Genomic DNA, 13,024 nt, shown 5'->3' on the forward strand with positions numbered 1-13,024 from the left:
CGCCTTGAATACGTCACATGTTTTGTCCCCCATTCCTCGTAGTTGTTCTTTGAGTTACCTCTTGTTGCCACTGTCTTCTATTCGGCCGCCTGTATTTCAGGCCAGCATGACTTTATAACAGAAAGGTTGCGTTCCATGAGACAGACAGGTTTACCACCCAAACAGGGATTATATGATCCCCAATTCGAAAAAGACGCCTGCGGCATGGGCTTTGTTGCCCACATCAAGGGAAAACCATCGCACGATATTGTAAGTCAGGCTTTGACCATGCTCGTGAATATGGAGCATCGGGGCGGTCAGGGAAGTGAACCTAACTCCGGTGACGGAGCAGGGATTATGATTCAGGTCCCTCATCTGTTTTTTCAAGAGGAAGCGGAGCGATTGGGCTTCAAATTGCCAAAGGCCGGACATTATGGCGTGGGTATGCTTTTTGTATCCAATGATCCAAAAGTTCGTGAGGTGCATGAGCAGAAGCTAAGAGATATCATCGTGGACGAAGGTCAAAATTGTTTGGGTTTTCGCGATGTTCCAACTTATGACGAAATGCTGGGTAAATCGGCAAAAGCAGCTAAACCGGGTGTGCGTCAGGTATTCATCGGTCGCAGTAGCGATTTGAAGGAAGAGTTGGACTTCGAACGGAAACTGTATGTCATTCGCAAACGTGCAGAGCTTGCTATTCGCTATAACCAAGAGGATGAGAACGGTGAGTCGTTCTATATTCCAAGTTTGTCCTGTCGCAAGGTTGTATACAAAGGAATGCTGACAACCGAGCAGGTAGGTAAATTTTATCTGGATTTGCAGGATGAGCGGGTGACATCAGCGATCGCGCTGGTCCATTCCCGTTTTAGTACGAATACGTTCCCGAGCTGGGATCGTGCGCATCCTTATCGTTTTATGATTCACAACGGTGAAATTAATACGATGCGCGGCAATGTGAACTGGATGCATGCGCGTCAGGCGCAGTTTGAAAGCGAAGCGTTTGGCGGAGACATTAAGAAGGTAAAACCCGTCATTAACCCAGATGGCTCGGATACAGCCATGTTTGATAATACGCTGGAGTTTCTGTATCTGAGCGGACGATCCCTTCCTCATGTAGCCATGATGATGGTGCCGGAGCCTTGGAACAAGCATGAAACCATGGACCCGAAGAAGCGGGCATTTTATGAATATCACAGCACTATGATGGAGCCGTGGGACGGACCTGCTGCAATGGCGTTTACAGACGGTATCCAAATCGGGGCGATTCTCGACCGCAACGGTCTGCGTCCTGCACGTTACTATGTGACCAAGGACGATCTGATCGCACTGTCTTCAGAGGCGGGTGTATTGGATATTGCTCCTGAAAATGTGCTCTATAAGGATCGTCTCCGTCCGGGTCGTATGCTGTTGGTTGATACCCAAGAAGGCCGTATCGTTTCTGACGAAGAGTTAAAGGAACGTATTGCTTCCGAGGAACCTTATCAGCAATGGCTGGATGAGCACTTGGTTGATTTGGATGAGCTGCCGGAAGCACTAGAACAGCCGGAGCCTAAACATGAAAATGTAAATCAGCTTCAGCTCGCTTTTGGATATACGTTTGAAGAACTGCGCAAAATTCTGGAGCCGATGGCACTTACAGGTGCAGAACCGATTGGCTCAATGGGATACGACGCACCATTGGCGGTGCTGTCTGATCGTCCGCAACGTTTGTACAATTACTTTAAACAAATGTTCGCCCAAGTCACAAACCCGCCGATTGACGCCATTCGTGAAGAGATTGTAACGTCAACCGCAACTACGATTGGACCAGAGCGCAATTTACTGCATCCAGAACCGGAAAGCTGTCGCCAGATTCGTTTGGATTCGCCGGTGCTATCGAATGAGGAGTTTGCCAAAATTCGCCACGTGCACCGTCCAGGCTTCAAATCGATGACGATTCCGATCTTCTTTGAAGCGAAGGAAGGTGCTGAGGGCTTACGCAAGGCGCTGGAAGGATTGTTTGAGGCGGCTGACCGTGTCATTGACAAAGGTCATAACATCCTGATTTTGTCCGACCGTGGAGTGGATGCGGAGAATGCAGCCATTCCGGCGTTGCTAGCTGTTTCCAGCCTGCATCACCATTTGATTAAACAGGGTACCCGCACACGTGTAAGTATTTTGCTGGAGTCCGGCGAGCCAAGGGATGTTCACCATTATGCGGTGCTGCTTGGCTACGGTGTGAGTGCGGTTAATCCGTATCTGGCTTTTGAAACGCTGGATGTCATGATTCAGCAGGGTTTGCTGCGCGGCATCTCGCACGAAAAGGCAGTTAAAAATTATATTAAAGCGGCAACGAAGGGTGTCGTTAAAATATTGTCCAAAATGGGTATTTCCACGATTCAGTCGTACCGTGGGGCGCAAATTTTTGAGGCCGTAGGTTTAAAACAGGATTTTGTTGACCGTTATTTCACCTGGACACCTTCCCGCATTGGCGGTATTGGTCTGGAGGAAGTGACTATCGAAGCGCTGGTTCATCATAATCGTGCTTTCACCGACAAGGACGGCAACGACAAAGTGCTGGATTCGGGCGGCGAATATCAATGGCGTAACGATGGGGAAGAGCATTTGTTTAACCCGCAAACGGTGCATTTGCTCCAGCAGTCGGTTCGCTCGGGAGACTACAAGCTTTACAAGAAATACGCCAAGCTGGTACAGGGTGAATCTGAACAGTATTTGACGATTCGCTCCATGCTTCAATTGAAGCCTGCTGGTGAGCCTGTGCCGCTGGATGAAGTGGAATCCGCTGCATCCATTATGCGTCGCTTCAAGACAGGAGCCATGTCCTTTGGCTCGATCAGTCAGGAAGCGCATGAAGATATGGCGATTGCGATGAATCGGATCGGTGGCAAGAGCAATACGGGTGAAGGTGGGGAGAACCCTGCACGTTTCATACCGGATGCCAATGGTGATTCTCGTCGCAGTTCGATTAAGCAGGTAGCATCGGGCCGATTCGGTGTAACATCGAATTACTTGGTGAATGCCGACGAAATTCAGATCAAAATGGCGCAAGGCGCGAAGCCGGGCGAAGGTGGACAACTGCCAGGACGTAAGGTGTACCCTTGGGTCGCTGAGGTCCGTGGCTCTACGCCAGGAGTAGGTTTGATTTCACCACCGCCGCATCACGATATTTATTCTATCGAGGATTTGGCAGAGCTCATCTATGATCTCAAAAACGCCAATCCGCGTGCTGACATTAACGTGAAACTGGTGTCAGAGGTAGGCGTAGGTACGATTGCTACAGGGGTAGCTAAAGGCCGTGCTGACATTATTCTAGTCAGCGGTTACGACGGTGGTACAGGCGCTTCTCCGCAAGGCTCCATTCGTCATGCGGGTATGCCTTGGGAGCTGGGTCTGGCGGAGACGCATCAGACGCTGATGCTAAACAACCTGCGCGACCGCGTAGTATTGGAGACAGACGGCAAGATGCTGTCTGGCCGCGATTTGGTAGTAGCTGCCCTGTTGGGCGCGGAAGAATACGGCTTCTCTACAGCGCCGCTCGTGGCGTTGGGCTGTATTATGATGCGGGTATGCCAAATGGATACATGTCCGGTTGGTGTGGCTACGCAGAATCCGGAGCTGCGCAAAAATTATATGGGCGATCCTGCCCATGTGGTGAATTTTATGCGTTTTATTGCAGAAGATGTCCGTGAAATTATGGCGGAATTGGGCTTCCGTACGATTCAGGAAATGATTGGACGTACGGATTGCCTGGATACCGTGAACGCCGATTCGCACTGGAAGAAGAAGGGCGTAGACCTGAGCTTGCTGTTGCATGTTCCTGAGTTGGAAGAAGGTAGTGTACGTTACCGTGTACAACGCCAAAACCACGGTCTGGAAGAAACACTCGACATGCAGCAGCTCGTACCGATGGCTGCGAAAGCGTTGGAGAACGGAACGCCTGTTGAGGGTACCTTACCTATTACAAACGTGAATCGGGCGGTAGGGACGATTCTGGGCAGCGAGGTCACCCGTAAGTATGGAGCGGCGGGTCTGCCTGAGGATACGATTCGCTTTAACTTTATTGGATCGGCAGGTCAGAGCTTCGGAGCATTTATTCCGAAAGGCATCACGTTGAGCGTGGAAGGCGATAGCAATGACTATGTCGGTAAAGGGCTATCTGGCGGTAAGGTTATTGTGAAAAAGTCTCACAAAGCGACCTTTAAGGCAGAAGAGAACATTATTATCGGAAATACAGCCTTGTATGGAGCGACCAGCGGTGAAGCTTACATTAGCGGAATCGCAGGCGAGCGCTTTGCCGTTCGGAACTCCGGCGCACGTATTGTTGTTGAGGGCGTTGGAGATCATGGTTGCGAATATATGACAGGCGGACGTGTAGCTGTATTGGGTGGAACCGGACGGAATTTTGGAGCTGGAATGTCCGGAGGTATTGCATATGTCTATGACCCTGAGGGGACGTTCCTGAGCCGTTGTAATCTGGAAATGGTGTTGCTGGAAGGTGTGGAAGAACCTACAGAAGCAGCGGAGTTGCGTGGCTTGATTCAACGCCATGTCACTTACACGGGTAGTGAAGCGGGACAACGTATTTTGGATGATTGGCAGACTGCGATTCAGCAGTTTGTACGAGTGATTCCAAAGGATTACAAGCGTATGGTTGAACAGATCCAAAAAGAAGAGGCAACTGGTTTGAGCGGAGATGAAGCTCTATTGGCAGCATTTGAAGCCAATATGCGTGAATTAGCACGTGCCGGGGGCTAAAATGTAGACTACCAGGTTCACTAAAAAAGGACTCGCTGAATACCGCTGTGATAATCACAGTGGTACCAGCAAGTCTTTTTTAGGTCGCTAAAATGTGATTTATTTCCTTGACAAACGTCATAAATTCTGACATTACCCCCAAAATGTTTTCCTGAAACGGTAAATATGTTATAAAAAGTACCAAATTTTTTGGAATGTAACCGTTTACGTAAGAGTTTGTGTCTTGTTATTTATTTTTGGATTGGTTATGATTTTTTAGAGTACACAAACCTAATATGCCCATCGTCCCTTCAAAACACAGAATAGGGTGACAGGATGAAGTTGAGGAAGTCAGCAGAAGACAAAATGATTTTTCTATACCGTTATGTATCACTATCTTTAACGTCACTTGTTTTTCTGTTCGAATCATCTAGATTAATCGTGTGGCAGAAGCTGTTACTGATTGGTTTTCTATTTTTATCCGTTACAGCATTTACTTGGATTTACCGTAAATACAGACTTCATGATATGGTATTGAAATGTAGTATTGCACTAGAAACAGCAGGGATCATTTTGTTGTTATTCCCGACCGGAGGGATAAATAGCCCGTTCAAATGGTATGTGATTACTCCCATGCTGGTAGCTTGTGCTCATCTATCTATGAGGTACAGCTGGACGCTCCTACTTTCTTATATCGGTTTGGTGCTTACATTTTGTTATATCTTTTTTACACCAGGTCAATATTTTTTGTGGGATCTTATATTGCAGAACATTAATTTGTTTCTGGTATTGATCGTAACCACGATGGCAATGCAGGTTATCGGCGTCATGAAGGACGAACTGAAGGTGGCTAAAGAACAAGCCAATGAGACGATGGATCATATCAAGTCGATTTACCACATCATGGAGACGACCAGCCATAATGAGGCATTAAATCTGGGTCAGGTCATCTCGGATTACACTGTCAAGCTTACCAAGCAGAGCCGTGCATTTTTCTGGCTGGATAGTCAGGAGGAGGATGCACCGGCAAGCAGCCAGACAGGCTGGACGGTGGAGGAGGAAGAGCAGCTATTCGAGGAACTGGAGAATTACCGGGAGGAGTTCAGGGAAGAACGCGAACCATTTTTCAGACATCTGCCAGAATGGGGCGACTTTCTCATGATCACCGTACCGATGACGACCCGCTTTGTAGCGACGATTGGCCTCAAGCTGGGACCGGATCAAAGTCTGACAGGAAGACGCTGGCTCGTGCAACAACTGATATTCTTGGCTGAGCTGAGTGCTGTGTTTTTGGAGCGCTATGAGCTGGAGCGTATTGAGAATCAATTGATTGTGACGAATGAGCAGAACCGGATTGCAAATGAAATGCATGACAATGTTTCTCAAAGTCTTTTTGGTATTGTGTACGCAACGCATTCTCTCCGGCAAACTTGGTGTCATCAGCCAAAGGAGCAGGTGGAGGAGCAAATTGATCTAATTCAGCAATCTGCCAACCAAGCGGTTAGAGAGCTGAAAGGGGCGATTCATAGTCTAAGCTCGAAAAAAAGCGGAGGCTCAACTTGGTTAGGGACGGTTAAAAGTCATCTGCATACACTATCCAAGCTGAACCATGTACAAATTGATTTTGACATTCATGGTGATCATTATTCACTTCCCTATTTGTACCAAAAGGCTTTGTTCCGCATTATTTCAGAAGCGGCGGGGAACGCAATCCGTCATGGATTGGCCAAGCGAATTGATGTGAAGTTAAAATTGACGCCCCAAGTGATTAGACTGTCTATTCATGACGACGGAGTAGGGTTTGAGACGGCGAGAATGGTAGCAGGAGGTGAGGCGGTCAGTGCAGGCGGGGGCCTGGGCATGATGAATATGGAATATTTAGCTCAATCGATGGGAGGCGAATTTGATATTTCAAGTCGAATCGGAGAAGGAACACAGATCCGATTGTCCATTCCGGTAAATGCTTATGAATGAGGATTTTGCAAAATTCTCGAATAAAATGTGTGAACATTCTGCAATACAAAATCTGCGGTAACAATCGGATACATAGGGATTATGCAAATCCTGAACTGTAGACAGGAGGCCGAATCATGAAAATTGTCATTGTCGATGATCATCCTTTAGTACGGAAAGGACTCGCTGCGGTTATATCCATGCAGCCCAATGTTCAGTTTGCGGGAGAGGCCCAGAATCAACAGGAAGCACTTGTGGTGATTGAGGAAACGGATCCGGATCTGGTGCTGCTGGATTTGAAACTAGCTGATGAATCAGGGCTGGATATTATCAAGATAGCGCGCGGACGTGGTTTCAGAAGTAAATTTATTTTGCTGACCTCTTCCGCAACACGTGAAGATTTTCTGAAAGCAGAGGAAGCTTCCGTGGACGGTTATGTGCTTAAGGAAGCGTTGCCTGAGGAACTAATTTACGCGATTCATCTTGTCAACAAAGGACGCAAATATTATGATCCGGCTATTCTCGAAAACAAGCTGCGTGAAGATGCGGGCAATCTGACGGACGACCTGACGCCAAAGGAAAAGGAAGTGCTGGTCGAGTTGGGACAAGGAGCTTGCAATCGTGAAATTGCATCCCGATTATTTATCAGTGAGTTTACAGTCAAAAAGCATGTCAGTCAGATCCTGGCCAAGCTGCGGCTGGCGGATCGCACGCAGGCAGCGTTGTATGCCAATGCCATTGGTCTGGCGAAGTACGAGCCAACAAACATTGTATGATGCGCTGACTCTATAAGTTGCATTGCACTTTCATATGCGAGTGGAATGAAAAGCCTCAAAATCACCAATTTTTGTGATTTTGAGGCTTTTTTCGATTTCTTTTTCCATAATCAACAATGTATGGTACAAAAGTATACCATGCCGTATCCGAAAGTATACATTTCCCTCCCCCTGTAGTGAGGGAGAAAGTGCCATTCGGTTCCATGTCGTTCACAGAGCCAATTGTTACAATAAAGTCATACTTAAATATGAAGAGAAATTGTATAGGAGGGAGGATTTTTGTGGAGAAAACCATTTTGGATTATCTAGTCCTGATTAAAAGAAGATTGTGGCTGATTGCGATTTTTGTCATTCTCTCATGTGTAACAACATACTTTGTGAGCGACAATGTCGTGAAGCCAGTCTACTCCGCTTCAAGCCAACTGCTGGTTAATCATATTTCCGCCAAGCAGGGGAGCAACAATCTGAACGACGTCAACACAAGTCTTAATTTGGTGGAAAGCTACAAGCAAATTCTCACTTCACCTAAAATTATGGACGCTGTTGTAGCGACTCATCCCGAGTTCGGTTTGACACAGCAGAAGTTGGCAGAAAAGCTGCAGATTAAATCCTCGGATAAAAGTCAGGTTATCGGTTTGACGTTTGAGGCAGGGAGCTATCCACAGGCCGCAGCGGTTGTAAACGCGGTTACCCAGAAATTCGTACAGACGGTTCCGGGATTGATGGAATTGAATAATGTGAAAATTTTAAATGAAGCGGATCCTCAGGCCAATCCTGACCCGATTAATGGGAACCCGCTCATGAATATTGCGATTAGTTTTCTCGTATCGCTGATGATTGCATTGGGCACGATTGTGTTCCTGGAAAGCATTAACGGCACGCTGCGCTCGGAAAAAGAGGCAGACGCAGACATCGGTATTCCGGTAATTGCATCGATTCCAGTCATTCGCAAGAAGGACATCGATGGAGCAGCTGGAAATTCCAAAGAACGGGTAGGGGAGCGTAAATATGCTGCGATTGAATGACATGTTGATTACAGAAAGTAATCCATCATCGTATATCTCGGAATCATTTCGATCCCTCCGTACATACATTCGGCAGCAGGTGATTGGACAAAAGGACCGTGGGACGGTTCTATTGTTGACCTCGCCGGAAAGCGGAGCGGGTAAAACAACACTGCTCGCCAACATCGGAGTTTCCTTTGCGCAAGAAGGCAAGAAGGTGGCTCTGGTGGATTGCAATCTGCATAAACCAGCGCTGCACGAGATATTCGGAATGGAGAGTACCGGAGGTCTATCGGCTTATTTGCGCGGTGGGGCTTCTTCCAAGTCTATCGTTAGGCATGGTGGCCTGGAGCTATCGGTTGTTCCCGGTGGAGACACCCTGTACAACGCAGCGGATCTGCTCGGTAGCGAACGTATGGCTGAGCTGCTGGAAGAGCTCAAACGTGAATATGACATCATCTTACTCGATTCAGCTCCGGCGCTGAATTATACGGATGCTCGCCTGATTGCAGGTTTGACAGATGGTGTGATTCTCGTTGCTAAACATGGTCGTACCAAACGGGAAGATCTGCGCAAAACAAAGCAACTCATGGAGCAGGCCAGTGCGACGCTGGTTGGAATTGTGATGAATCAGGTGAAGTAAGCAACACCAAAATTCGATGAAGCAAGGAGAATGAGTGCGATGACGAAAAGAGTGAAAAAGGCCATTATTCCAGCAGCAGGGTTAGGTACGCGCTTCCTCCCTGCCACCAAAGCGATGCCTAAGGAAATGCTTCCAATTATCAACAAGCCTACGATTCAATATATCGTGGAAGAAGCAATTGCTTCTGGTATTGAGGACATTATTATCGTTACGGGTAAAGGCAAACGTGCCATTGAGGATCACTTTGACAACGCATTTGAGCTGGAGTCAAAACTGCTCGAGGACGGAAAACTGAAGCTTCTGGAGGAAGTACAGCGTTCTTCGGGAGTGGAAATTCACTACATTCGCCAAAAAGAACCCAAAGGTCTTGGACATGCGGTATGGTGCGCAAGACGCTTTATCGGGGACGAGCCGTTTGGTGTGCTGCTGGGCGATGATATCGTAACAGGTCAGAAGCCTTGCCTGCGCCAGCTGATGGATCAGTATGAGGAAACACAAAATTCGGTTATCGGTGTGCAGCGGGTACCGCAGGAATTTACGAACCGGTACGGCATCATTGAACCGGATCAGCAGGACGGACGCTTGTACCGAGTGAATAATTTTATAGAAAAACCAGCTCCAGGCACAGCGCCATCCGATTTGGCTATTATGGGTCGCTACGTGTTCTCACCGAAAATTTTCAAATATCTTGATCTTCAGGAAAAAGGAGCTGGCGGCGAAATTCAGTTGACGGATGCGATCCAAAAGCTGAATCAGAGTGAGCGTGTGTACGCCTATGATTTTGAAGGCACACGCTATGACGTAGGTGAGCGTCTTGGATATATTTTAACCACACTTGAATTTGCACTTGCCAGCGATGATTTGAAGTATCCGGTTATGGAGGCTATGAATGAATGGTTGAAAAAGACCGAGAAAGCAACCACGGCAGGTTGAGAGGGGGTACGTCAGCATGAGCATGGAAAATTTACCGGAGGACGGCGAGGCTGTCATGTCAGGTAAAGCGTTTTACATGCCATACGGAAATACACAAATTCAGGATAAAACGTCCTACCTGGTCACAAAACGCCTCCTTGATATGCTGCTGTCGTTCGTGGGCTTGATCGTCTTGCTTCCGCTTTTTGTAGTGGTAGGCGTATTGATTAAGCTCGAAGACCCAAAGGGAAGCGTGTTTTTCAAGCAAACTCGGGTGGGCAAGAATGAGAAGTTATTCGATATGTATAAATTCCGTTCAATGGTGTCCAATGCTGAGGAATTGAAAAAGGACTTGATGGAGCTGAATGAAGTGAGCGGCGCCATGTTCAAAATTAAAAACGATCCTCGGATCACGAAAATTGGTAGTTTTCTGCGCAAGACGAGTATTGATGAGATTCCGCAGCTGTGGAACGTGTTGGTCGGCGACATGACTTTAGTCGGTCCGCGTCCGCCGTTGCCCAGCGAGGTCGAGCAATATTCCGATTATGATAAGCAACGCCTGATTGTAACACCGGGATGTACGGGTTACTGGCAGGTGAGCGCACGTAACAGTGTAGGCTTCGAAGAAATGGTGCAAATGGATTTGAAGTATATTCATGTACGCAATACGTGGCTCGATTTGAAAATCATCATGAAAACAGGCGTTAAAATGCTGTTCTCCAAGGATGCTTATTGATGGATGCATTCAAGCGATGTCCCGCAGTATCCGTCGTTATTTGCACCTATAACCGGGCGGATCTGCTGGAAAAAACGTTAATGTCCCTGCTGGAGCTGGAAGACCTCGCACTGGCTGAGATCATTGTGGTCGATAATCGGTCCACCGATCATACAGCGGCGACGATCAAAAGGTTCACTGTCGCACATGGTCAGAATATCCATCTCCGATATCATTATGAGCGAGAGCAAGGACTGTCTGCAGCTCGTAATGCAGGTATTACGTTATCAAGAGCGGAAGTCATTGCTTTTCTCGATGATGATGCAATTCCGTGTGTTACATGGTTGCAAACGATTATGTCGGCATTCGGGAACAATCCTGAGCTGACGGCTATGGGTGGGAAAATTGACCCTATGTTTGAGACGGAACGACCGGGTTGGCTGACAGGCCCGCTTGAACTGCCTTACACGATTATTGATTTGGGCAAAGCCGTTCGTGAGTACCCGTCGGGACTGAATCCATTCGGAGCGAATATGGCGATGCGCAAAACGGCTTTTGCCGCCGTTATGTTCCCGCTTCATCTAGGCAGAAAGGGAGATATCCTTCTATCTGGTGAAGAATCGTGGGTATTCGAGCAAATCCGTAAAAATGGTGGAACGATTATGTATCATCCACACATGTCTGTGGAACATTTTGTGCCGGCTTCACGGTTAACGAAAGAATGGATCATGAACCGCTACTATTGTCAGGGCATGTCTAACGCTGCTCAGGCCGTAGGTCTGCGCGGCAACGCGATGCTGATGGCGAAGACGGCAGCCAAAGTGTTATACATCACGGCGGATTCCCTGCTGGCACGTAGTGAGGGCAGGAAGCTGTTGAACCGGTGCAGGCTTGAAAGTATCCGTGGGACGCTGGATACACTGCGCAACCGGAAAAGCGAGTCAGCTGCGGGGTGAAAGATGGAACATGAGTAACTATCCTTGGACTACTAGAATAAACACCATACAGCATGTTTTTATTTTTCTACTGGGCGCTCTTGCTGTAGGAATTGCGGCTACCTATCAGCCGGTGGTCAGTATTGCGGCGGTATGTTTACTGCTCTTGCTGGCTGTTTCTATCCATCATCCGGAGCGCATCAGCTATGCTGTTTTGCTAAGTACAGCAGTCTCAGTCGATTCTCTGTATCAGGGCGGCGTGTTCGGTATTGAGATTTTGTCATTGTACAAATTGGGCATTTTGGCTCTGCTGGTGCCGTGCATGCTCGTGTATGGCATACGTCTCAAGTTCAGCTATCCGGTCTGGGCATTGGTGATCATGCTGGGGATCACATTTGGATTTTCAGCATGGATGCCTTTGTTAACGACCTCGATTGCCGTCAAGGCGTTCGTCGGTTTATCACTCCCTTTCTTTTTTTTACTGATCCAGTGGAAAAAGGATGTGGCAGAAAAGCATATCCGACTGATCAGTCTGTTGCCAATTATTAGTGTGGTCATTGGGCTGGGTTTGCAGGTTCTAGGGCTGCATTCGTTTACGGATGTGGAATTTACGGGCGCAGTCAGAGTACAAGGAGCGAATATACCGCCGCATCTGGCAATGCTCTCCTTTCTCGGAATTGCCGTCTCTCTAATTGAGGTCAAGCGCAAACCCAAGCAAGCCGCTTTTTATTACACAGTGTTGGCACTGAACTTTTTGATTCTGATCGCCACCGGTACACGTGGACCGATTCTGGCATTGTTATTAATGTTTGCTGTGTATCTGTTTGATATTGCCCGTCAGTACCTCAAGGGGAAAGTCAATTATTTGCTACCGCTGGCCGGATCGTTTTTGGTTGCTCTGGGGGCGGTGGCCCTGCAATGGAACAATTTAAAAAAACGCTCCTTCGAACGGGAGACCGATACAGGCATTGACCTGTCGGGACGCTCGGAGGCATGGGAATATTTTTTGAACAGAGTACATGATTACCCTTGGTCAGGTAGAGGTCTTGGCGCGGTAACGGTTGCGAACGACGGGACGTTATTCAATGGTTTCGTTGTACCGCATAATGAGTATATTCGCTTTTATTTTGACACGGGATATATCGGTTGCGGGCTATTAATGCTTTCATTGCTGATCGTGTTCGCTCTCATTTACCGGTCGCTTGCCAAGTCTATCAAACCTTATTTTGCAAGCTTAATTGCAGGCTTTCTGATCTACTCGTTTTCAGATAATACGTTGTCGACGGTTCAGATGATTATTCCATTTTGCTGGTATTTAAACGCGTTATACCAGACATCTACTCAAACCGATTTTCGCAAAGAGAAGTGATACG

General features: G+C 47.6%; 9 protein-coding genes. All 9 read left to right on the top strand.

The window, feature by feature from the left end; genetic code table 11:
* The first annotated feature begins 135 nt into the window (after positions 1–135).
* The 9 genes from gltB to MKY16_RS06165 all read left to right on the top strand — a co-directional run bounded on the left by gltB (position 136) and on the right by MKY16_RS06165 (position 13,020).
* A complete protein-coding gene (gltB, locus tag MKY16_RS06125; RefSeq protein ID WP_322251283.1) occupies positions 136–4,734 on the top strand; it encodes a glutamate synthase large subunit in 4,599 nt (1,532 codons plus the stop codon).
* A 315-nt stretch (positions 4,735–5,049) separates the two neighbouring features.
* Entirely contained in the window at positions 5,050–6,687 is a 1,638-nt protein-coding gene (locus MKY16_RS06130; RefSeq protein ID WP_029516188.1) for a sensor histidine kinase, read from the top strand.
* Between the two features lie 116 nt (positions 6,688–6,803).
* The gene (locus MKY16_RS06135) at positions 6,804–7,442 is read left to right on the top strand and encodes a response regulator (RefSeq protein ID WP_165144639.1); all 639 of its coding nucleotides are present in this window, start codon (positions 6,804–6,806) and stop codon (positions 7,440–7,442) included.
* A 281-nt stretch (positions 7,443–7,723) separates the two neighbouring features.
* Complete coding sequence (locus tag MKY16_RS06140; RefSeq protein ID WP_029516190.1) at positions 7,724–8,467, top strand: YveK family protein; 744 nt, start codon at positions 7,724–7,726, stop codon at positions 8,465–8,467.
* The gene (locus tag MKY16_RS06145; protein ID WP_340954615.1) at positions 8,451–9,089 is read left to right on the top strand and encodes a CpsD/CapB family tyrosine-protein kinase; all 639 of its coding nucleotides are present in this window, start codon (positions 8,451–8,453) and stop codon (positions 9,087–9,089) included. The genes MKY16_RS06140 and MKY16_RS06145 overlap by 17 nt, the downstream gene beginning before the upstream one ends.
* A gap of 39 nt (positions 9,090–9,128) precedes the next feature.
* On the top strand, positions 9,129–10,022 hold the full coding sequence (gene galU, locus MKY16_RS06150) for a UTP--glucose-1-phosphate uridylyltransferase GalU (RefSeq protein ID WP_013309151.1): 894 nt from the start codon (positions 9,129–9,131) through the stop codon (positions 10,020–10,022).
* Positions 10,023–10,038: 16 nt separating this feature from the next.
* The gene (locus tag MKY16_RS06155; protein WP_013309152.1) at positions 10,039–10,737 is read left to right on the top strand and encodes a sugar transferase; all 699 of its coding nucleotides are present in this window, start codon (positions 10,039–10,041) and stop codon (positions 10,735–10,737) included.
* Complete coding sequence (locus MKY16_RS06160) at positions 10,737–11,672, top strand: glycosyltransferase (protein WP_039269526.1); 936 nt, start codon at positions 10,737–10,739, stop codon at positions 11,670–11,672. Before MKY16_RS06155 ends, MKY16_RS06160 begins: the two co-directional genes overlap by 1 nt.
* A 10-nt stretch (positions 11,673–11,682) precedes the next feature.
* Positions 11,683–13,020, top strand: coding sequence for an O-antigen ligase family protein (locus MKY16_RS06165; protein WP_039269528.1), 1,338 nt, complete (start codon positions 11,683–11,685; stop codon positions 13,018–13,020).
* The last annotated feature ends 4 nt before the right edge of the window (positions 13,021–13,024 follow it).

The organism is Paenibacillus sp. FSL L8-0641, assembly GCF_038006265.1.
Classification (GTDB): Bacteria; Bacillota; Bacilli; order Paenibacillales; family Paenibacillaceae; genus Paenibacillus; species Paenibacillus polymyxa_D.

Coding starts and splice junctions, on each gene's coding strand:
- galU (WP_013309151.1), top strand. CDS start 9,129: ATGACGAAAAGAGTGAAAAAGGCCATTATTCCAGCAGCAGGGTTAGGT.
- MKY16_RS06160 (WP_039269526.1), top strand. CDS start 10,737: ATGGATGCATTCAAGCGATGTCCCGCAGTATCCGTCGTTATTTGCACC.
- MKY16_RS06165 (WP_039269528.1), top strand. CDS start 11,683: ATGAGTAACTATCCTTGGACTACTAGAATAAACACCATACAGCATGTT.
- MKY16_RS06155 (WP_013309152.1), top strand. CDS start 10,039: ATGAGCATGGAAAATTTACCGGAGGACGGCGAGGCTGTCATGTCAGGT.
- gltB (WP_322251283.1), top strand. CDS start 136: ATGAGACAGACAGGTTTACCACCCAAACAGGGATTATATGATCCCCAA.
- MKY16_RS06130 (WP_029516188.1), top strand. CDS start 5,050: ATGAAGTTGAGGAAGTCAGCAGAAGACAAAATGATTTTTCTATACCGT.
- MKY16_RS06145 (WP_340954615.1), top strand. CDS start 8,451: ATGCTGCGATTGAATGACATGTTGATTACAGAAAGTAATCCATCATCG.
- MKY16_RS06135 (WP_165144639.1), top strand. CDS start 6,804: ATGAAAATTGTCATTGTCGATGATCATCCTTTAGTACGGAAAGGACTC.